This window comes from Pseudomonas cavernae (assembly GCF_003595175.1).
In the GTDB taxonomy this organism is placed as follows: Bacteria; Pseudomonadota; Gammaproteobacteria; order Pseudomonadales; family Pseudomonadaceae; genus Aquipseudomonas; species Aquipseudomonas cavernae.
This window is the reverse complement of sequence record NZ_CP032419.1, coordinates 650010-670036: the sequence shown is the minus strand read 5'-3', so window position 1 is coordinate 670036 and position 20027 is coordinate 650010. Positions and strand designations below refer to the sequence as shown.

Genomic DNA, 20027 nt, shown 5'->3' with positions numbered 1-20027 from the left:
GAGGGGACTGGCACGTGCGGGCGCTCAGCTTTGCGCCCCTCTCCCACTTGTGGGAGAGGGGCCGGGGGAGAGGGGGTGTCTACGCCCCTGCCACGTCCGCCACCGCCACCGGCTCGCGCTGGCGCGCCGACAGCAGCCGCGCCTTGACCAGCAGCCAGGGCATCAGCAGGGTGACGAACAGGCCCATAAGCAGCCCGCGCAGGCCCTGCCAGTACAGCGGCGGCAGCTCCAGGTTGGCGCCGAGCAGCTTGAGCAGTTTTTGCAGCAGCACAAAGCCGACGGCGCCGAGCACCCCGGCCAGCAGCCGGCGCCAGGCCGGCACCGCGATGCCGAAGCCGAGTGTCCGCTGTTCGAGGCGCAGGCCCAGGCTGACCCCGACCAGTTGGCCGGCCAGCAGCGGCACATAGTCCGGCGCCTGCCCCGGCCACAGGGCCAGGCTGGCGGCGGTCACCAGCAGCGCCGCACCCAGCGGCCAGCCCAGATTCGCCTCGCGCCAGAACGCCCAGTCCTTGACCCGGGCGAACAGCAGCAGGGTGGCGCCGCCGAGCAAGGCGCCGACCAGCACGTCCTCGACATCGTGGGCGGCGAGATACAGGCGGCTCAGGCACACCCCCAGACAGATCAGCGCACAGACCACCCAGAACCAGGCGCGGCGCACCTCATAGGCCAGCCACAGCCACATCACCACCGCGATCTGCGCGTGGCCGCTGGGCAGGCCGTAGCTGTCGCCGACGCGGTCGTCCAGGCGCAGCTCCAACGGCGGCCGTGGGTCCTGGAAGATGTCCTTGAGCAGCGCATTCAGCCAGGCAGTCACGGCGATCAGCACCAGCAAACGGAAGAATGTGCCCTTGTTCCACACCCAGTAGCCGATCGGCAGGGCGAACAGGATGAAAGTGGCGTAGCCCAGCCAGGTGAAGCCGTTGGCCACCTGGGTCAGCGCCGGCGAGCGCAGCGGCAGCACCCAGTCCATGTTGTGCAGCAATTCGAGCATGACCAGTCCGTCTTATTGTTATGGAGTGACTATTGAACCCGCAGGCACGACCCCGCCGCCAGTACCCGGAAGGGTAAAAATGATTCATTTGGATAACCGCGCAAGAGGTGGCGATATTCGCCGCAGTGGGCAAGTGTTCAGCTCACCGTCGTGAGCGCCTAAGCTGGGGCACAACTCGAACCTTCCCGTCAGGATTGCCGCATGCCCTTCTCCGCCCTGCTGATCGCCAACCGTGGCGAGATCGCCATCCGCATCGCCCGCGCCTGCGCCGAGCTGGATATCCGCAGCATCGCCGTCTACGCCGAGGACGACGCCGCCTCCCTGCACGTTCGCAAGACCGACCAAGCCGTGGCGCTCAAGGGCCGCGGCGTGCCGGCCTATCTGGACATGGACCAGCTGATCGCCATCGCCCGCGAGCAAGGCTGCGACGCGATCCACCCCGGCTACGGTTTCCTCGCCGAGAACGCCGAGTTCGCCCGCCGTTGCGCGGCGGCCGGCCTGCGCTTCATCGGTCCGGCGCCTGAGGTGCTCGAGCTGTTCGGCGACAAGGCCCGGGCCCGCGACTTGGCCGAGCGCTGCGGGGTGCCGCTGGTGGCCGGGATCAACCGCGCGGCGAGCCTGGAAGAGGCGCGCGCCTTCCTCGCCGCACACGGCGCGCTCATGCTCAAGGCCCTGGCCGGCGGCGGCGGCCGCGGCATGCGCGCGGTGCACAGCGATACCGAACTGGATGAGGCCTACACGCGCTGCCAGTCCGAGGCGCAGACGGCGTTCGGCAACGGCGCGCTGTACGCCGAGCAGCTGGTGGAAAACGCCCGGCATATCGAGGTGCAGGTGCTCGGCGACGGCAGCGGCGCGGTCAGCCACCTGTGGGAGCGCGACTGCAGCCTGCAGCGCCGCCACCAGAAACTGGTGGAAATCGCCCCCAGCCCGGGCCTCGACCCCGCGCTGCGCGACCATCTGATCGACGCCGCCCTGCGCCTGGCCGGCGAAGTCGGCTACCAAGGTCTGGGCACCTTCGAGTTCCTGCTTGAGGGCGAGCGTTTCTATTTCATGGAGGCCAACCCGCGCATCCAGGTCGAGCACACCGTCACCGAGCAGGTCACCGGCGTCGACCTGCTGCATACGCAACTGCGCCTGGCCGCCGGCCAGTCGCTGGCCGAATTGGGCCTGGCACAGCCACCAGCCACCCAGGGCTTTGCGGTGCAGCTGCGCATCAATCTGGAAAGCATGAACGCCGACGGCAGCACTCGCCCGGCCGCCGGCACCCTCGGCGCCTACGAGCCGCCGTCCGGCCCCGGCCTGCGCGTCGACGGCTACGGCTACGCCGGCTACCCAGTCAGCCCCAGCTACGACTCGCTGCTGGCCAAGCTGATCGCCCAGTCCGCCGACTACCCGAGCGCCCTGCGCCGCGCCTACCGGGCGCTGTGCGAGTTCCGCCTGGAGGGCGTGGCGAGCAACCTGCACCTGCTGCAGAACCTGCTGCGCCTGCCCGAGGTGGCGAGCTACCGGGTCGATACCCGCTTCGTCGAACGCCAGCTGGAGCAGCTGCTGGCGCCGCAGGAACAGGCCCATCCGCACCTGTATTTCGCCGGTGCCGCCGCCAGCGCCGACACCGCGCAGGCCATCCTCGACGTGCCGCCCGGCTGCCTGCCGCTGGCCACGCCGAGCACCGGGGTGCTGGTCGCCCTGGAGGTCGGCGAGGGCGACGCGGTGGCGCTCGGCCAGCCGGTCGCGGTGCTGGAGGCGATGAAGATGGAGTTCGTGGTCAAGGCCAGCACCAGCGGCATCGTCCGCGTGCTCGCCGCGCAGCCGGGCCAGGCGCTGAACGAAGGCCAGGCGCTGCTGTTTATCGAGCCGGCCGACGTTGAAGGAACCTGCCAGGAGGATGAAGAGAGCCGCGACCTCGCGCAGATCCGCGCCGATCTCGCCGAGGTGCTGGAGCGCCACGCCGTGCTGACCGACGAACGCCGCCCACAGGCGGTGGCGCGGCGACGCAAGAGCGGCCAGCGCACGGTTCGAGAGAATCTGGCGGACTTGTTGGATGAGAACAGCTTTATCGAATACGGCGCCCTGGCCCTGGCCGCGCGGCGCCGGCGCAGCTCGCTGGAGGAGCTGATCGAGCAGAGCCCGGCCGACGGCCTGGTCGCCGGCCTCGGCACGGTCAATGCCGCGCAGTTTGGACAGCAAGCAGCTCGCTGTATGGCGATCGCCTACGACTACACGGTGTTCGCCGGCACCCAGGGGATGATGAATCACAAGAAGACCGACCGCATGCTGCAGCTCGCCGAGCAGTGGCGCACGCCGCTGGTGCTGTTCGCCGAGGGCGGCGGCGGGCGGCCGGGCGACAGCGATTTCGTCGGCGTCGCCGGGCTGGACTGCCACACCTTCGTCGGCATGGCCAAGCTGTCCGGCCTGGTGCCGCTGGTCGGCGTGGTCTCCGGGCGCTGCTTCGCCGGCAACGCCGCGCTGCTCGGTTGCTGCGACGTGATCATCGCCGCCCAGGACGCCACCCTCGGCATGGCCGGCCCGGCGATGATCGAAGGTGGAGGTCTGGGCAGCTACACGCCCGAGCAGGTCGGCCCGGTCGGCGTCCAGGGGCCCAACGGGGTGATAGACGTGATCGTCGAGGACGAAGCCGAGGCGGTGCGCGTCGCCCAGCAGTACCTATCCTACTTCCAGGGCCCGCTGCGCGACTGGCAGTGCGTCGACCAGCGCGAACTGCGCCACGCCATTCCGGAGAACCGCCTGCGCGTCTACGACATTCGCCGGGTGATCGAGCAGCTCGCCGACAGCGGCAGCGTGCTGGAGCTGCGCCGCCAGTTCGCCCCGGGGCTGATCACCGCGCTGGTGCGCATCGAGGGTCAGCCGTTCGGCCTGATCGCCAACAACCCGGCGCACCTGGGCGGCGCCATCGACGCGCTGGCCGGAGATAAAGCAGCGCGTTTCATGCAGCTGTGCGACGCCTTCGACCTGCCGATGATTTCGCTGTGCGATACGCCCGGCTTCATGGTCGGCCCGGAGGCGGAGAAGCAGGCCACGGTGCGCCATGTGTCGCGCATGTTCGTCGCCGCCGCCAGCCTCAGCGTGCCGTTCTTCACCGTGGTGCTGCGCAAGGGCTACGGCCTCGGCGCCCAGGCCATGGCCGCCGGCAGCTTCCACTCGCCGTTGTTCACCATCGCCTGGCCGAGCGCCGAGTTCGGCGCCATGGGTCTGGAAGGCGCGGTACGCCTGGGCTTCGCTAAGGAGCTGGCGGCCCAGGCAACACCCGAGGCGCGCCAGGCGCTGTTCGACAAGCTGGTGGCCAAGGCCTACGACAGCGGCAAGGCGATCAACATGGCCAGCTTCCTCGAGATCGACGCGGTGATCGACCCGCAGGACACCCGCGCTTGGCTGCTGCGCGGCCTCAACGCGGCACCGAAGCCGGCGCCGCGCGAGGGCAAGAAGCGGCCGTTCGTGGATACCTGGTAAGCGGAGCCCGACCATGCCTGAACTCACCCACCAACTGTTGGCCGTCAACGGCATCAGCCTCAGCCTCTACAGCGCCGGCCCCGAACAGGGGCGGCCGGTGTGGCTGCTGCACGGCTTTCCCGAGTGCTGGCATTCCTGGCGCGGCCAGATCGAGCCGCTGGCCCGTGCCGGCTACCGGGTGCTGATCCCGGAGATGCGCGGCTACGGCCAGAGCAGCGCGCCGGCCGAGCCGCAGGCCTACGAGCTGCTGACCCTGTGCGCGGATATCCAGGCGGCGATGGACGCCCTCGGCCAGACCGAGGCCTGCGTGGTCGGCCACGACTGGGGCGCGCCGGTGGCCTGGCATCTTGGTCTGCTCGAACCGCAGCGGGTCAAGGCGCTGGCGACCCTGTCGGTGCCCTTCGGCGGCCGGCCCAAGCGCCCGGCCATCGACATCATGCGCGAGGTGAATGCAGGCCGCTTCAACTACATCCTCTACTTCCAGGAGCCGGGTGTGGCCGAGGCTGAGCTGGATGCCGACATCGCCCGCAGCCTGCGCCTGATCCTGCTCGGCAGCCAGGGCGAGGCGTTCCTGCAGGACAAACCGGAGGGCGCCGGACTGCTCGACGGCCTGCCGGAGCCGCAGGGCTTCCCGGCCTGGTGCGGCGAGGATGACTTCGCTTATTACCAACGCGCCCTCGCCCGCGGTTTCCGCGGCCCGCTGAACTGGTACCGCAACTTCACCCGCAACTGGCAGCGCAGCGAGTTTCTCGCCGGCCAGAAAGTCCTGCAGCCGACCCTGTTCCTGCTCGGCGACCGCGACCCGGTGGGCAAGCTCGAGACCCATACGCTCAAGCGCATGGCCGAGCTGGTGCCCGCACTCGAGCAGCACCTGCTGCCAGGCTGCGGGCACTGGATTCAGAACGAGCGGGCGCCCGAGGTGAATGCGCTGCTGCTGGACTTCCTCGCCCGCCACTACCCCGCCGCCTGAGACGCCGCGCCCGCCCCTCGCGCACTTGTGGGAGAGGGGCCGGGGGGGGAAAGGGTGGCGCAGAGCAGAACTACCCTCTCCCCAGCCCTCTCCCGTAAACGGGAGAGGGGGCAGTCCGTGCACGCCGCCCAGTCCAGTCGCCCGGATATCCCCCAGGCAGCCGCCTCCCCCTCAGCGCCAACCTTGCGGATTGGGCAGCTTCCGGCGCATCGGGTAAACTGCCGCATCTTTTACCTATAACGATCTGCCTGATGCCCACGACGTTTCACGAGATTCCCCGCGAGCGCCCCGCCACGCCCCTGCTCGACCGCGCCGCGACGCCGGACGAGCTGCGCCGGCTGAGCGAGGCCGAGCTGGAAACCCTGGCCGACGAGCTGCGCCAGGACCTGCTCTACACCGTCGGCCAGACCGGCGGGCACTTCGGTGCCGGCCTCGGCGTGGTCGAGCTGACCATCGCCCTGCACTACGTGTTCGACACCCCCGACGACCGCCTGGTCTGGGACGTCGGCCATCAGGCCTATCCGCACAAGATCCTCACCGGGCGCCGGCAGCAGATGCTGAGCCTGCGCCAGAAGGACGGCATCGCCGCCTTCCCGCGCCGCTCCGAGAGCGCGTACGACACCTTCGGCGTCGGCCACTCCAGCACCAGCATCAGCGCCGCCCTGGGCATGGCCATCGCCGCCAAGCTGCAAGGCAGCAAGCGCAAGAGCGTGGCGGTGATCGGCGACGGCGCGCTGACCGCCGGCATGGCCTTCGAGGCGCTCAATCACGCCTCCGACGTGCAGGCCAACATGCTCGTGATACTCAACGACAACGACATGTCGATCTCCAAGAACGTCGGCGGGCTGTCCACCTACCTGGCCAAGATCCTCTCCAGCCGCACCTATGCGAGCATGCGCGAGGGCAGCAAGAAGGTGCTGTCGCGCCTGCCCGGCGCCTGGGAAATCGCGCGCAAGACCGAGGAACACGCCAAGGGCATGCTGGTCCCCGGCACCCTGTTCGAGGAACTGGGCTGGAACTACATCGGCCCGATCGACGGCCACGACCTGCCGACCCTGCTCGCCACCCTGCGCAACATGCGCGACCTCGAGGGCCCGCAGTTCCTCCACGTGATCACCAAGAAGGGCAAGGGTTTCGCCCCGGCCGAGGCCGACCCGATCGGCTACCACGCGATCACCAAGCTCGAACCGATCAACGCCCCGGTGGCGCCGCTCTCTAGCCCAAAGCAGGCCTCCGGACCGAAATACTCCGCCGTGTTCGGCCAGTGGCTGTGCGACATGGCCGCCAGCGATGAACGCCTGCTCGGCATCACCCCGGCGATGAAGGAAGGCTCCGATCTGGTGGCCTTCAGCGAACGCTTCCCGGCGCGCTACTTCGACGTCGCCATCGCCGAGCAGCACGCGGTGACCCTCGCCGCCGGCATGGCCTGCGAAGGCGCCAAGCCGGTGGTGGCGATCTACTCGACCTTCCTCCAGCGCGGCTACGACCAGCTGATCCACGACGTCGCAGTGCAGAACCTCGACGTGCTGTTCGCCATCGACCGCGCCGGCCTGGTCGGCGAAGACGGCCCGACCCACGCCGGCAGCTTCGACCTCACCTACCTGCGCTGCGTCCCCGGCATGCTGGTGATGACCCCCAGCGACGAGAACGAACTGCGCCGCATGCTCACCACCGGCTACCTGTTCGACGGCCCGGCGGCGGTGCGCTACCCGCGCGGCAGTGGCCCCAACGCGCCGATCGACGAGGCCCTGGTGCCGCTGGAGATCGGCAAGGGCGTGGTCCGCCGCCAGGGGCAGAAAGTCGCGCTCTTGGTATTCGGCGTGCAACTGGCCGAGGCGCTCAAGGTCGGCGCGGCGCTGGATGCGACCGTGGTCGACATGCGCTTCGTCAAACCGCTGGACGAGGCGCTGGTGCGCGAACTGGCAGCCAGCCACGAGCTGCTGGTGACCATCGAGGAAAACAGCGTGATGGGCGGTGCCGGCAGCGCGGTCGGCGAATTCCTCGCCCGCGAGAACCTGCACCAGCCGCTGCTGCAACTGGGCCTACCGGACTACTACGTCGAGCACGCCAAACCGGCGCAGATGCTCGCCGAATGCGGCCTGGATGCCGCCGGCATCGAGCGCAGCGTGCGCGCGCGGCTGGAGAAGTTGTAGACGCGGCAAACCGTAGGATGGGTTAGGCGTCTGGCGCAGAATCGTCGCCCGCCTCTCGGCCGCTGGCGCCGTAACCCATCAGCGGAGTCTGACCATGCCGCGGTTTCGATGGGTGTCGCTACGCTCAACCCATCCTACGAGCGACAAATGACGCCCGCCCCCTGTATGGCGAGCGGATAAAAGCAGGCCCAGCTTGTACTCTTACCCCGCCGCGCTTAAGGTGCGCGGCGTTTTTGCTGTACCGAGGTCGCCCAGTCATGGGCGTTAAACGGGAAGCAGGTGAAACGCCTGCGCTGCCCCCGCAACGGTAAACCGACCGCCATCCCGAGGATGGCACGCTGTCTCGATAGACCACTGGACCTCCGCGTCCGGGAAGGTGAGACCCGCGTGAGTCGGCAGCCCGGAGACCGGCCTCGGTGCGTTGTGACAGGTGTTGCGGAGGGCATCACCGTCAAGCGCTGGCCGCTTTAATCCCCGCCGAGCGCTTGTTCCTGCCCTCCTCAAAAGCTTGCTGACCACTTTTGAGGATTACCGATGAAACTTTCCCCGCTGGCCCTGGCCATCGCCCTCCTGCCGTTGACTACCCAGGCTGAAGAAGCGCCCGGCGACAACCCCGATGCACTGAAAACCCCGGCCCTGGTGATCACCTCCGGGCGCGAAGTCGAACCGCGCGCCCAGGCCACCGCCGCCACCACAGTGTTCACCCGCAAGGACATCGAGCGCCTGCAGGCGCGCAGCGTGCCGGAACTGCTGGCGCGCGTACCGGGGGTGTCGATCGCCCAGAACGGCGGCCGCGGCGGCCTGACCAGCGTGTTCCTGCGCGGCGCCAACGCCAACCAGACCCTGGTGCTGGTCGACGGCGTGCGCCTCAACGCCGCCGCCAGCGGCCTGGCGCGCCTGGAGTTCCTCGGCCCCGATCAGATCGAGCGGGTCGAAGTGCTGCGTGGCTCGCGCTCCAGCCTGTATGGCGCCGACGCCATCGGTGGGGTCATCCAGATCTTCACCCGCCGCGGCGAAGCCGGGTTGCAGCCGCGTCTGCGCCTGGGCGCCGGCAGCCAGCAGACGTTCGAGCGCAGCCTGGGCCTCTCCGGCGGCGACCACCAGACCCGTTTCGACCTCGGTGCCAGCCTCGACGAGAGCGAAGGCTTCGACCGCACCAGTGACAACCGCGGGCGCGACGCCGACCACGACGGCCTGCGCCGCAAGGCCGTCAACCTGAGCCTGGAACATCGCTTCAGCGACAGCCTCAAGGCCGGCCTCAACGTCATCGATCAGCGCGGCGAAACCGAATACGACGACGCCTTCAGCTTCGACCCGGGCAACCCCAGCGAGCGCTTCAGCCTCAGCAGCGTCGCCAGCCATCTCGACGCCCAGTTCAGCGAGCTGTGGACCAGCCGCCTGGAACTCGGCCACGTCGAGGACAAGAGCGACAACCACGATGACTTCAACGTCTTCAACAACTTCCAGTTCAACACCTACCGCGACTCGCTGGGCTGGCTGAACACCCTGCAGCTGACCGATAGTCAGCAACTGCTGCTCGGCGCCGACTGGTACGAGGACCGCCTGAACAGCGACAGCGAATTCAGTCAGACCGAGCGCTGGAACCAGGCGGCCTACGTCCAGCACCGCTACCAGGGCAACGGTTTCGCCACCGAGCTGGGTCTGCGTCACGACGACAACGAGCAGTTCGGCAGCGAGAACACCTGGAACGCCGCGCTCAGTTTCGACCTGGGCCAGAGCAGCGAGCTGATCTTCAGCTACGCCGAAGGCTTCCACGCGCCGACCTTCAACGACCTGTACTTCCCGGCCGATCAGTTCTTCAGCGGCAACCCCAACCTCGACCCGGAACGCTCGAAGAGCTACGAGGTGCAGCTGCGCGGCGAGCAGCTGGACACCCACTGGAGCCTGGCCGCCTACCGCACCGACGTGGACGACCTGATCGCCGTGGTCAGCGACCCCGTGACCTTCTTCAGCCAGCCGCAGAACATCAACCGCGCGCGCCTGCAGGGCCTGGAGCTGGAGCTGAGCCGCGAGGTGCTGGGCTGGCAGGCCGCGCTGGCGGCCGGGATCCTCGACCCACGCGACCGCGACAGCGGCCATACCCTGCCGCGCCGGGCCAAGCGCACCCTCAGCCTGGACCTGGATCGCCAGTTCGGTGCCTTCGGTGTCGGCCTGGGCTGGCAGGCGGTGTCCAGCCGCTTCGACGATGCCGCCAACCGTACCGAGATCGGCGGCTACGGCGTGCTCGGCCTGCGCGGCAGCTGGAAGATGAACGACGAGCTGGAATGGCAGGCCAAGGTCGACAACCTGCTGGACAAGGAGTACGCGCTGGTCGATTACAGCCGGCCGAACGACCCGTTCTTCACCAGCGCCAGCACCCATGGCTATCGCCAGGAGGGGCGCAACGCCCTGCTCTCGCTGACCTGGACTCCGGCCCTGTAAACCCTCCCGCGAAAACGCCAAGGCCCCGCACTGCGGGGCCTTGGTTTATTGGCCGCAGCCCGGATGCAATCCGGGACGGTGCTGAGCCGGTTCTCCCGGATTGCATCCGGGCTACGCAGTGTCGGGCTTGTAGGCTGGATGTCGCTCTTCACATCCACCGACGCACAGGTGGAAAACGCTTCGCGGTTTTCCACCCTACGGACTGACCTGGACCCCGGCCCTGTAAGTGCCTCGCAACCGTAGGATGGGTTAGGCGCCTGGCACAAGCTTATCGGCCGGCACTCGAGCCGTTGCGCCGTAACCCATCATGGGCACATGGCGGAGTCTAGGCTTGATGAGTATCGCTGCGCTCAACGCCATCCTACCGGCTGCACGGGTTTGACGCTGTGCTTCTCCCGCCGGGAGAGGCCCGGGGTGAGGACGCTTCTACGACTTGGCTTTCGCCAGCACCCGGCACAGCTTCTCCGTCGCCGCCAGCATCTGGAAACTCGGTCGTTCCAGGCCCTTGTCCGGCACTTCCCAGACTTGTTTGAGGCGCACCGCGCTGAGTTGCGGCCAGGCTTGCCAGATGCCCAGTTCGGCGCGGGTGCCGCCGAGGATCACCTGCGGATCGCGCGCCAGCACCGCCTCGATGCCGACCTGCGGCGCCGGCTGGCGGAGGTCGGCGAACACGTTGCGCGCGCCGCAGACCTGCAGGGCGTCACTGATGATCTGCGCGCCGCCGACGGTGTACAGCGGCTTGTGCCAGACCTGATAGAACACCGGCAGCGGCGGCTCGCGCCGGTAGCGCTGGCGCAGCTCGGCCAGGCCTTGGCGGAAGCGCGCGGCCAGCTGCTCGCCCTGCGCCGGGCGGCCGATACGCCGACCGATCGCGGCGAACTCGCTGGCCAGTTCATCGAGGCGCTGCGGCTCGGCGACATAGGTGGGAATGCCGAAGCGCTTGAGCTGCTCCTGCTGCGCCGGCGGCACGCTGTTGGGCCACAGCAGAAGCAGGTCGGGCTTGAGGCTCAGCAGGGTTTCCAGTTCGAGCTGGCCGTAGCGCCCCACCGACGGCAGCCGCGCCAGCGCCGGCGGACGCTCGCCGCCATCCAGCACGCCGACCAGGAGGTCGGCGGAATCCAGTTCGAGCATGATTTCCGACAACGACGGCGCCAGGCTGACCACCCGTTCGGCCGCCGGCAGCGGTCCGGCCAGGAGCAGCAGCAGGCAGGCGAGCAGGCGTGGCATCAGCGCAGCTGGCGGGGAATGCGGTAGAGCACCAGCAGCACCAGGCTGGAGCACAGCAGCAGCAGTTGCGGCACGCCCTCGAGACCGGCGAACAGGCCGAGGGCGGCGATCCAGGCCGGCAGGCCGGCGCCGAGCAGCGCGCGGCGGCGGCGCTGGCCGAGTTGCCTCCAGGCCGCATCTTCGCCCGAGCTGTCGAAGGCCTGCTGGGTGGCGATCAGGGCATGTTTGTAGGCGCGGAACAGCGGCAGGCTGAGAAACATCGCCAGCAGCCCGGCGATGAACAGCGGCATGGCCAGGCGCGAGGGACCCTCGGCCTCGACCCACAGCTTGAGCAGTAGCCAGGGCGCCAGAGTCAGCGCCAGCTGCAGCCACCATTCCAGCGCCAGGCGCCGGCGCCACTGGCTGCGGTTCACGCGTTTTCCTCTTCCTCGCCCTGATGCTGGTTGCCGAGCATGTGCCCGAGCTTGCCGGCCTTGGTGGCCAGGTACTTCTTGTTGTGCGGGTTGTGGGCGATCTGCAGCGGCACCCGCAGCGCCACCTGGATGCCCAGCTCGCCCAGGCCTTTGACCTTGCGCGGGTTGTTGGTCATCAGCTTGAGCGCCTTGATGCCCAGATGATCGAGCATCGGCAGGCAGATGGCGTAATCGCGCTGGTCGGCACCGAAGCCCAGGCGCTCGTTGGCCTCGACCGTGTCGGCGCCGCCGTCCTGCAGTTCGTAGGCGCGGATCTTGTTCAGCAGGCCGATGCCGCGGCCTTCCTGGCGCAGGTACAGCAGCACGCCGCGGCCTTCGGCGGCGATCGCGCGCAGCGCCGCCTCGAGCTGGAAGCCGCAATCGCAGCGCAGGCTGAATAGCGCATCGCCGGTCAGGCATTCGGAGTGCAGGCGGCCCAGCACCGGCTCGCCATCGGCCACATCGCCGAGGGTCAACGCCACATGTTCACGCCCGGTGGCCTCCTCGCGGAAACCGTGCATGGTGAACACGCCGAAGGGCGTAGGCAGTTGGGAGGCGGCGACAAAAACGACGGACACCGGATGCTCCTGTCTAGAAGTCTGGAAGATCGAAGGGCCGGCATTGTAGCAGCAGCGCCGGCGCAGCAGTCAGACCGAATAGTGCGGGATAACCATCGAAAATCTCGAAGAGCGCCGCCAATAACCGTGCGCAGTCGACCGCTCATGCCGATGAGGCAGAAAAAGTCTCCCAATTTCCGGAAAAATGCGCCGAGTCAATACGCAAGCAGTCTAGACTGCCAAAACAGCGTGAACCACGTCACATATTCACACGCGGAGCAGCCGCCCGAAGTAACGCATTGACGAACTGCTGCTTTGCGGAGGGTTCCTCCATGCAGACCACCCCGTCAGGGCACAGGCACGGTTTCACCCTGATCGAACTGCTGATCGCCATCGCCATCATCGGCATCCTCGCCGCCATCGCCCTGCCGGCCTACCACGGCTACATCGACAAGGGCCGGATCAAGACGGCCCAGGCCGACTTGGTGGCCCTCAGCCTGAACCTGGAAAACGCCTACCAGCGCACCCTCGCTTACCCGGCCGTGACCGCAGCTGACACCGCCGCCAGCAAGGCCGCCTTCGCCGGCTGGCACCCGGCGGAGACCCGCTTCGTGTACAGCGTGACGTCGGTCGCCAGCGGCTACAGCCTGACCGCCACCGGCAGCGGCGGTCGCCTGGAGGGCTGCAAGATCAGCCTGGACAACAGCAACGTCCGCACCATCAGCAATTGCGCGGACCACAACGGCAACTGGCTATGAAACGCCATGGCGGTTTCAGCCTGATCGAGTTGATGATCACGGTCGCCCTGATCGGCGTGCTGCTGATGATCGCCGTGCCCTTCACCGGCGCCTGGTCGGACAGCGCCCAGGTGCGCGACGCCGAGGGCCTGCTCAACCAAGGCATCGCCCGGGCCAAGGCTCACGCCCTGCGCAACCGCTTCGGCATCATCGACGACAAGCCCGCCGCTCTCCTGTGCCTCGGCCAGGACAAGCGGCTGAGCCTGCACGAGGCCGCCTCCGCCGACAGCCCGGCCAGCTGCAGCAGCCCGTCGGTATGGACCACCCAGTTGCCCAAGCGGGTCGCCGTGCAGAGCGGCGGCGCCGACTTCAGCTGCCTGGCCTTCGACGCCAAGGCGACGCCGACCAGTCTCAGCGGCTGCAGCCAGGGCCTGACCTTCGCCCTCGCCGTGGGGAGTGAGAATGTCACGATCAGCCTCAACTGAGCCGCAGCGCCAGCGCGGCGACGCGTTGATCGAGGCGCTGATCGGCATGTTGCTGGTGGCGGTCATCGGCCTCGGCCTGGTCTACACCAGCTCGCGGGTGGCAGTCAGCCACAAGGACATGAACCTGCAGAGCTTGGCCGTCGCCCAACTGCGCGACCTGCTGCAGCGCAACGGCAGCGGCAGCCTCGACCTGTGCGCCACGGCGCCGAGCATTAAGCTGCCGCCGCAACTGAGCCTTCCGGTCAGCGTCAGCGGCTGCGACGCCAGCCTCAGCGCTTCGGTGGGCAAAACCAGCGATAGCGCGCGCAAGACCCTCACCGGCCTGCACGGCCCGTTGTCACTGTCGGTCACCGACCCAGCCCTGGGCGGCGAAGTGCGGGTGGGGGGTGGCCTGTGAAGCGGCAAGGCGGCGTCAGCCTGATCAGCCTAATGGTCGGCATGCTGCTCTCCAGCCTGTGCGTCCTGGCGATGCTCGCGCTGTACAAGAACCTGGTGCAGACCGCCGTGGTCGCCACCCAGGATGCCAACCAGGATGGGCAGCTCACCAGCGGCCTGCTCACCGCACAGCTGGAGCTGCAGAGCGCCGGCTTCGGCATCGACAGCGCCAGCCCGCCGAACCTGCTGAAGACCACCCTGGCGTTCGCCGGCGTCAACCAGCCGGCCCTGCTCTGGCGCTACCTCGACGGCGCCGGCTATCAGTGCCGCGGCCTGATCGACCGTGGCGCCAGCGACCCCCACAGCGGCAAGCCGGTGCGCCTGCTGTCGCTGCTCCAGGTCGCCGGCGGCTGCAGCGCCGGCGCCGGCCTCAGCGGGTTGAACTGGGCGGTGCGCAGCGACCTGGCCAAGCTGGCGGTGCCCGCCGCGCAGCAGGCCGCGCCGCAACCGCTGGTGACCTTCGACATCGCCAGCCTCAACTGCGCACCATTCGGCATCGGCGCCGCGGACCGCCACCCGCAGGTCACCCTCAGCGCCCCGAGCAGCGCCCAACTGGCCGGCGCCGGCGGCATCGCCCCGCTCAGCTACAGCATCTGCCTGCCGAACATCGCGGAGTAACGGACCATGGACCGCATGCTGAAAACATCCCAGCCGCTGCCCTCCCGCCAGCGCGGCATGGCCACCATCCTGATCATCCTGCTGGCCGGCATGGCGCTGACCGTCACCGCCCTCGGCGTGATGCACGCGGTGCGCGGCAGCCAGGAGAAGCTGGTGGCGCTGCACGCCAGCACCCACGCCCAGGCCGGCGCCTGGGCCGGGGTGGAAATCTTCCGCAGCTACCTGGAGCAGCTCGACGCCAGCGCGCTCGGCGCCCTGCTGGCGGACGACGTGGTCGATATGCGCATCGGCGAGCGCACCCTGCTGGCCAAGATAGTCGCCAACCAGGCACCCACTCCCGGGGCCAGCGACCCGAGCTACCGGATCACCGCCAACATCCGCAACGAGGACAGCGCCGCGCGCGCCGCGACGACGCTCCAGGCGGTGTTCGCCATCACCCCGCTGAACCCTGGCCAAACCAACACCCGCGAACCCTGGGATGGTGCGCTGAACAGCTTCAACGACCTGGATCTACGCGGCGGCATCGACGTCAAGGGTGGCGATGGGGCGAAAATTAACGTTCAGGGCAAAGTCACCCTGAACAACGGCTCGCTCACCGGCATCAAGACCCTGCAGGCCACCGATGACATCCGCATCGGCGGCGACACCCTGATCGAGGAGCTGTTCTCCAACGCCGACATCTTCCTCGAGAACGCGGCCTCCAGCCTCAAGGCCTCGGCCGTCGAGAATGTCACGATCACCAGCTCAGGCACCCAGGGCCTCATCAACGCCAATGGCGATGTCAGCCTGCAAGGTGGGCAAACCGGCGTAGTCAATGCTCTGGGCAGCATCTTCGCCCAGAGCGACACCCCCCACGGCGAGCTGACCGCCGGCCAGCGAATCGAAATGAATGGCGGCAGCAGTGGCCAGAACAATGCCGTCGGCGACGTGCGCATCAGCGGCGGCGCGGCCAACACCGTCAACAGCCAGGCCAATGTCAGCTGCAGCGGCGGCAGCGCCGGCACTATCAATGCCAGCGGCAACGTCAGCTGCGCCAGCGCCGCCCAGATCAATGCGCCAGTGCCCGTCAGCATCGTCCTGATGGCGCCGCTGCAGCCCTTCACCCTGCCCAAGCCCAATGTCGACGCCTTCGAACTGCAGGCCTTGGCCAACTACGTATTCGAGATCGAGGGCGGCAAGAAGAAGGTCACGGTCCGGAATGTCAACGGCATCCCCGGCGGTGTCTATTTCCTCGGCCGCTATCCGACGCCGAACAACGACCGCAATGACTATCTGTGCCAGGAAGTCGGCGTCGACGGTCTCTGCACCCTGCCGGTGGCGGCCACCGACAGCCGCACCATCTGCCAGGGCGACTCGCTGCAGAGCGGCTGCTTCGACTATGCCGATAACACCTGGCGAGTCCGGGGCCGCAGCCTGGCGCCGGGGGTGATGTGGTTTGCCGGCAACCTGCTGCTCGGCAGTGGCAGTACCGACGGCTCGATGTTCTACAACGGCTTCATCGCCACCGGAAATATCGAAACCGCCGCGTCCTTTCGCAGCCAGGCGCTCAACTTCGCCGGCTACCCGGTGGTCTGCGCCAACCAAGACCCGCTCAACCGCACCCTGTTGTTCGCCGACCTGTTTCCCAGCAACTTCTGCGACACCGCCACGCAAAGCCTGATCGCCAACTCGCTGGGCAACGTCGCGCTGCTCGCCGGCGGCTATGTCGACAGCAGTTTCTCCGGCGGCGACATCGCGCTCGGCGCCGCCAGCGAGACTTTCGGCAGTTTGGTCGCCGGCAACCTGCTGCTGACCGATGGCGACAGCACAGTGCATGGACATGTCACCGCCGCCGGACAGGGCAGCGGCGGCAGCAACACGTTCGCCGGCAACACGGTGATCGACCTGCGCAATCTGCCGCAGAGCTTCAACCCGGGGGCTATCCCCGACATGAGCGGCAGTGGCGAGCAGACCTGCCAGACCGACTGCGAACCTTCAGACGGCAGCCAGAGCAGCCAGGCCAAGCTGCTGTGGAGCCGCTATTTGTAGGATGGGTTGAGCGCAGCGATACCCATCGATCAGACTCCCGCGTGGGTATCGCGGCGCTCAACCCACCCTACGGGGCGCGCGCGTCAGTGCTTGGATTCCAGCAGCAACACGCCCTGCTCCTCGCGCCAGCCGACGCGATTGAGGAAGCTCATGCCGAGCAGCGCCTCGTTGGGCGAATCGCCCTCCAGCACCATGGCCTCGACGCCGAGCAACTCCAGGGTGCCGACCTTGACCCGGTCGAGCTTGACCCGCCAGGCCTTGGCCGTGCCGCTGGCGGTACTGACCTGCAGCGGCTGGCCCTGCACCCGGAAGTCCAGGCCGAGCATGCGCGCCTGCCCCTCGTTGAGGGCAATCGAGGTGGCGCCGGTATCGACCAGGAACTGCACCGGATGGCCGTCGATCGAGCCGGCCACCCAGTAGTGCCCGCCGATGCCCTTGGCGATGCTCAGCTGCTGCTTGCTCGGCACCGCGAAGCCCTCGCCGTACTCACGGCTGAGGCTATAGCTGCGCTCGACGCCGTCGACCCGCAACACCGCGCCGCGGCTGTCGGCACTGATCACCTGGACCCCACCGGGGCCGGTCTGACCGACCTTCACCAGCTTGCGCTGGCCATCGACATTGAGCACCGCCGCGCCGGGAAACAGGCCGACCACCTGCACCTGCGGCGCAGCGTTGAGCGAACCGGCAGTGGCCAGCAGGACGGCGGCACAGATCAGATCAAGGCAACGCATCGGACTTCTCTTGGAATGGGTAGGGATACTGCCAACGGGCAAAAATCGGCCGCAGGCTGCCGGCCGCCACCAACGCGTCCATCCGCCGGTCGAACAGCGCGGCCAACGCGCGCCCCTGCGGCGTGTCGGCGAAGCCGAGGTAGAGCGGCAGCTGGGTCAGCGCTGTGAGCCGGTAGGCGGACGGGGCCTTGGCGCCCTTCAGCACCTCCTCGACCTCGGGGCGGGCATCGATGTAGAAGTCCGCATGCTTGCGATCGAGCATCGACAGGATACCGTCGCGCCGCTGGATTTCCTCGAAGTGGGTCAAATTCGGCAGATACTTGTCGAAGCCGTAGCCGCGCATCCACACCAGGCGGAAGCGACCGAGATTGTCCGGATTCACCGCGGGCTGATCGACCCGGCCGAGGGCGTAGATCTGATCGGCGTCGAAGTGCCAGAGCGGATAGACCACCCCGCCGCCGATTTCATCGCGGTAGGCGCCGACCCAGGCATCCGCCGCGCCACGCTGCACCAGGCCGATCGAGCGGGTATAGGGCACGCTGCGGGTGCGCAGCTTGACCCCGGCCGGTTCGAACACCGCGCGCAGCACATCCCACGCCAGGCCACTGCCGTCGGCCTCGGTGTATTGGCTCCAGACCTCGCTGGCCACACGAACCTCGCTCGGCAACGCGCTCTGTGCCTGCACCTGCGCCGCCATGAGCAGACCCAGCGTGCAGAACAATGTCCCTATCCAGCCACGCATACAGACTCCTTCCTAGCCCACCAGCGCTACGGCCCACACCAACAGTTGCATGACCAGCCAGGCGAACACCCCGGCGAGGACGTCATCCAGCATGATGCCGACGCCACCATGCACGTGCCGGTCGATCCAGCGGATCGGCCATGGCTTGAGGATATCCAAGATGCGGAACACCAGAAAGCCCGCCAACAGCCACTGCCAGCCTTCGGGCACCAGCCAGAGGGTGATCCACATGCCGACCATCTCGTCCCAGACGATGCCCTCGTGGTCGTGCACGCGCAGGTCGTCGGCGACCCGGCCGCACAGCCAGAAGCCGAACAGCATGGTCAGGCCAAGCATCAGCCAATAGCCCCAGTCCGGCAGCTGCTGCCATAGCGGGATGAACGGCAGCGCTACCAGCGAGCCCCAGGTGCCCGGCGCCTTCGGCAAGGTGCCGGCGCCGAAACCGAAGGCGAGGAAGTGCCAAGGATTGCGCCATACCGACGGCGGTACGGGTTGCGCGGGAGCTTGGTCTGAATGTTCGGGCACGCGGCGTTCCTGAAGGCTATGGCCTGTTAAGTTTGAGCACGGTTTTTGTAGCACGGCTTTTGTAGAGTGGGTTAGCAGGCCGTTGAAAAATGTAGGCGAGGCAGCCGAGACAAGGCGCAACGCAGCGAAGCGGAGTAACAGCCGAAGGCTGGCCCGCAGGGCGAGCGTAGCGAGTCAAACGACCGGAAAAGCGCAGTTTACGTGTTGTAAATGAGCATTTTGAGGCCGCTTTTAACGCCGTATCGGCAACGTAGGTAGTTTTTCAACGGCCTGTTAGCCGCGTAGCGGCGTAACCCACCCGCGGTGTGGCCATGAACACCGTTGTCCTGCAGGGTTGGCGGGTTACGCCTGCGGCTAACCCAGCCTACCCGTCATCTTGCCGCGGGCATCGCCTACAAGGCCGGCCTGCTTCACTCGCGTTTGGACCATAGTCTTCCGAGCGGCTATGGCCGGAAATGTTGATAGCCCGTCTCGGGCAGGTCGAGCGATCGACCGCCGGCGTCCAGCAACTGCACCCCCTCACCCTGCTCCACCCGGCCGACCACCGTCAGCTCCGGCCAGGCGGCCTGCAGTTCGGCCATCTGCGCCGCCGGCAGGGTAAACGCCAGACGATAGTCGTCGCCACCGGCCAGCGCATGATTCAGCGCCGCTTCGCGGTCATAGATGGCGAGCAGCGCCGGCGACAGCGGCAGGCGCTCGCGCTCGATCAGCAGGGCGACGCCCGAGGCGCGGGCGATGTGCCCGCAGTCGGCCAGCAGGCCATCGGAAATATCCAGCGCCGCCGTGGCCTTGCCGCGCAGCAACTGACCGAGCGCCAGTTGCGGCTGCGGCGCCCAGTAGCGCGCCAGCAGCGGTGCGGCGAGCGCCTCCTCGACCTGTTGCTGACCGAGCACCAGCGCCAAGGCGCCGGCCGCATCGCCGAGCGAGCCGCCGACGCAGAGCAGATCGCCGACGCGCGCGCCGCTGCGGGTCAACGCCAGGCCGGCCGGCAGCCGGCCGAACACGGTGAGGGTCAGGCTCAGCGGTCCGCGGGTGGTATCGCCGCCGACCAACGCCAGGCCGCAACCGTGCGCCATCTGCCCGAGGCCGCGGGCGAAGGCTTCGAGCCAGGCCGCTTCGGCCGCCGGCAAAGTCAGCGCCAAGGTGAAGGCCAACGGCGCGGCGCCCATCGCCGCCAAGTCGCTGGCGGCGACGGCCAAGGCGCGCTGGCCGAGGAGGAAGGCATCACAGGGATCGGGGAAATGCACCCCGGCGACCAGGGTATCGGTGGACACCGCCAGCTGTTCGCCGGCGGCCAGCTGCAGCAAAGCGCAGTCGTCGCCGATGCCCAGGGCCACGCCCGCCGCCGTCTGCGCGCAGGGCGCGGCGGCGAAGAAGCGGCGGATCAGTTCGAACTCACCCATGCGCTACACCCCTCTCCCGGTCACGGAGAACGGGCCGGCAGAGCGGGAAAGGAGACGCGTGCG

At 68.1% G+C, this 20027-nt stretch carries 17 protein-coding genes and 1 riboswitch; of the genes, 9 read left to right on the top strand and 8 right to left on the bottom strand.

Annotated elements, in window-relative coordinates:
• Window positions 1-79 precede the first annotated feature (79 nt).
• Window positions 80-991, bottom strand: coding sequence for a phosphatase PAP2 family protein (locus tag D3880_RS03130; protein ID WP_119892070.1), 912 nt, complete (start codon window positions 989-991; stop codon window positions 80-82).
• A gap of 201 nt (window positions 992-1192) precedes the next feature.
• Here D3880_RS03130 and D3880_RS03125 point away from each other — a divergent pair, with 201 nt between their 5' ends.
• The 4 genes from D3880_RS03125 to D3880_RS03110 all read left to right on the top strand — a co-directional run bounded on the left by D3880_RS03125 (window position 1193) and on the right by D3880_RS03110 (window position 10024).
• Window positions 1193-4459, top strand: a complete 3267-nt coding sequence (locus D3880_RS03125) for a carboxyl transferase domain-containing protein (protein ID WP_119892069.1) — start codon at window positions 1193-1195, stop codon at window positions 4457-4459.
• A 13-nt stretch (window positions 4460-4472) separates the two neighbouring features.
• On the top strand, window positions 4473-5429 hold the full coding sequence (locus tag D3880_RS03120) for an alpha/beta fold hydrolase (RefSeq protein WP_119892068.1): 957 nt from the start codon (window positions 4473-4475) through the stop codon (window positions 5427-5429).
• A 251-nt stretch (window positions 5430-5680) separates the two neighbouring features.
• Window positions 5681-7582 (top strand): 1-deoxy-D-xylulose-5-phosphate synthase, encoded by a 1902-nt coding sequence (dxs, locus tag D3880_RS03115; protein ID WP_119892067.1) that lies wholly within the window; start codon window positions 5681-5683, stop codon window positions 7580-7582.
• 227 nt (window positions 7583-7809) lie between these two features.
• Window positions 7810-8012: riboswitch (cobalamin riboswitch) on the top strand.
• A 104-nt stretch (window positions 8013-8116) separates the two neighbouring features.
• The gene (locus D3880_RS03110; RefSeq protein WP_119892066.1) at window positions 8117-10024 is read left to right on the top strand and encodes a TonB-dependent receptor domain-containing protein; all 1908 of its coding nucleotides are present in this window, start codon (window positions 8117-8119) and stop codon (window positions 10022-10024) included.
• A 426-nt stretch (window positions 10025-10450) separates the two neighbouring features.
• Here D3880_RS03110 and D3880_RS03105 read toward each other — a convergent pair whose 3' ends face one another.
• The 3 genes from D3880_RS03105 to ribA are packed head-to-tail and all read right to left on the bottom strand — an operon-like array spanning window position 10451 to window position 12281.
• Window positions 10451-11251: a cobalamin-binding protein gene (locus D3880_RS03105; RefSeq protein WP_119892065.1), complete on the bottom strand. Its 801-nt coding sequence runs from the start codon at window positions 11249-11251 to the stop codon at window positions 10451-10453.
• Complete coding sequence (locus D3880_RS03100) at window positions 11251-11664, bottom strand: MFS transporter (RefSeq protein ID WP_119892064.1); 414 nt, start codon at window positions 11662-11664, stop codon at window positions 11251-11253. Before D3880_RS03100 ends, D3880_RS03105 begins: the two co-directional genes overlap by 1 nt.
• Window positions 11661-12281, bottom strand: coding sequence for a GTP cyclohydrolase II (ribA, locus tag D3880_RS03095; RefSeq protein WP_119892063.1), 621 nt, complete (start codon window positions 12279-12281; stop codon window positions 11661-11663). Before ribA ends, D3880_RS03100 begins: the two co-directional genes overlap by 4 nt.
• Window positions 12282-12592: 311 nt before the next feature.
• Between ribA and D3880_RS23165 the strand changes: the two genes are divergently transcribed.
• From D3880_RS23165 to D3880_RS03070, 5 genes are read left to right on the top strand one after another with little or no spacing between them, the layout of a single operon-like run.
• The gene (locus D3880_RS23165) at window positions 12593-13018 is read left to right on the top strand and encodes a type IV pilin protein (protein WP_119892062.1); all 426 of its coding nucleotides are present in this window, start codon (window positions 12593-12595) and stop codon (window positions 13016-13018) included.
• Window positions 13015-13482 carry a pilus assembly FimT family protein gene (locus tag D3880_RS03085; protein ID WP_119892061.1) on the top strand — a complete coding sequence of 156 codons (468 nt, stop codon included), beginning with the start codon at window positions 13015-13017 and terminating at the stop codon, window positions 13480-13482. The genes D3880_RS23165 and D3880_RS03085 overlap by 4 nt, the downstream gene beginning before the upstream one ends.
• On the top strand, window positions 13460-13879 hold the full coding sequence (locus D3880_RS03080) for a type IV pilus modification PilV family protein (RefSeq protein ID WP_162934926.1): 420 nt from the start codon (window positions 13460-13462) through the stop codon (window positions 13877-13879). Before D3880_RS03085 ends, D3880_RS03080 begins: the two co-directional genes overlap by 23 nt.
• Window positions 13876-14535, top strand: coding sequence for a PilW family protein (locus tag D3880_RS03075; protein ID WP_119892059.1), 660 nt, complete (start codon window positions 13876-13878; stop codon window positions 14533-14535). Before D3880_RS03080 ends, D3880_RS03075 begins: the two co-directional genes overlap by 4 nt.
• A 15-nt stretch (window positions 14536-14550) precedes the next feature.
• Window positions 14551-16563: a hypothetical protein gene (locus tag D3880_RS03070; RefSeq protein ID WP_162934925.1), complete on the top strand. Its 2013-nt coding sequence runs from the start codon at window positions 14551-14553 to the stop codon at window positions 16561-16563.
• Between the two features lie 83 nt (window positions 16564-16646).
• Here the strand turns inward: D3880_RS03070 and D3880_RS03065 are convergent, their stop codons facing one another.
• The 4 genes from D3880_RS03065 to thiL form a co-directional block, all read right to left on the bottom strand.
• Window positions 16647-17294 (bottom strand): retropepsin-like aspartic protease family protein, encoded by a 648-nt coding sequence (locus tag D3880_RS03065; RefSeq protein ID WP_119892057.1) that lies wholly within the window; start codon window positions 17292-17294, stop codon window positions 16647-16649.
• On the bottom strand, window positions 17281-18036 hold the full coding sequence (locus D3880_RS03060; protein WP_119892056.1) for a type 2 periplasmic-binding domain-containing protein: 756 nt from the start codon (window positions 18034-18036) through the stop codon (window positions 17281-17283). The genes D3880_RS03065 and D3880_RS03060 overlap by 14 nt, the downstream gene beginning before the upstream one ends.
• A gap of 12 nt (window positions 18037-18048) precedes the next feature.
• Entirely contained in the window at window positions 18049-18561 is a 513-nt protein-coding gene (locus D3880_RS03055) for a phosphatidylglycerophosphatase A family protein (RefSeq protein ID WP_119892055.1), read from the bottom strand.
• 443 nt (window positions 18562-19004) lie between these two features.
• The gene (thiL, locus tag D3880_RS03050; RefSeq protein WP_119892054.1) at window positions 19005-19964 is read right to left on the bottom strand and encodes a thiamine-phosphate kinase; all 960 of its coding nucleotides are present in this window, start codon (window positions 19962-19964) and stop codon (window positions 19005-19007) included.
• Between the last annotated feature and the right edge of the window lie 63 nt (window positions 19965-20027).

Excerpts from the sequence above, each read along its gene's own strand:
- D3880_RS03130 (WP_119892070.1), bottom strand. The coding sequence starts at position 991 with ATGCTCGAATTGCTGCACAACATGGACTGGGTGCTGCCGCTGCGCTCG.
- D3880_RS03125 (WP_119892069.1), top strand. The coding sequence starts at position 1,193 with ATGCCCTTCTCCGCCCTGCTGATCGCCAACCGTGGCGAGATCGCCATC.
- D3880_RS03120 (WP_119892068.1), top strand. The coding sequence starts at position 4,473 with ATGCCTGAACTCACCCACCAACTGTTGGCCGTCAACGGCATCAGCCTC.
- dxs (WP_119892067.1), top strand. The coding sequence starts at position 5,681 with ATGCCCACGACGTTTCACGAGATTCCCCGCGAGCGCCCCGCCACGCCC.
- D3880_RS03110 (WP_119892066.1), top strand. The coding sequence starts at position 8,117 with ATGAAACTTTCCCCGCTGGCCCTGGCCATCGCCCTCCTGCCGTTGACT.
- D3880_RS03105 (WP_119892065.1), bottom strand. The coding sequence starts at position 11,251 with ATGCCACGCCTGCTCGCCTGCCTGCTGCTGCTCCTGGCCGGACCGCTG.
- D3880_RS23165 (WP_119892062.1), top strand. The coding sequence starts at position 12,593 with ATGCAGACCACCCCGTCAGGGCACAGGCACGGTTTCACCCTGATCGAA.
- D3880_RS03085 (WP_119892061.1), top strand. The coding sequence starts at position 13,015 with ATGAAACGCCATGGCGGTTTCAGCCTGATCGAGTTGATGATCACGGTC.
- D3880_RS03080 (WP_162934926.1), top strand. The coding sequence starts at position 13,460 with ATGTCACGATCAGCCTCAACTGAGCCGCAGCGCCAGCGCGGCGACGCG.
- D3880_RS03070 (WP_162934925.1), top strand. The coding sequence starts at position 14,551 with ATGCTGAAAACATCCCAGCCGCTGCCCTCCCGCCAGCGCGGCATGGCC.
- D3880_RS03065 (WP_119892057.1), bottom strand. The coding sequence starts at position 17,294 with ATGCGTTGCCTTGATCTGATCTGTGCCGCCGTCCTGCTGGCCACTGCC.
- D3880_RS03060 (WP_119892056.1), bottom strand. The coding sequence starts at position 18,036 with ATGCGTGGCTGGATAGGGACATTGTTCTGCACGCTGGGTCTGCTCATG.
- thiL (WP_119892054.1), bottom strand. The coding sequence starts at position 19,964 with ATGGGTGAGTTCGAACTGATCCGCCGCTTCTTCGCCGCCGCGCCCTGC.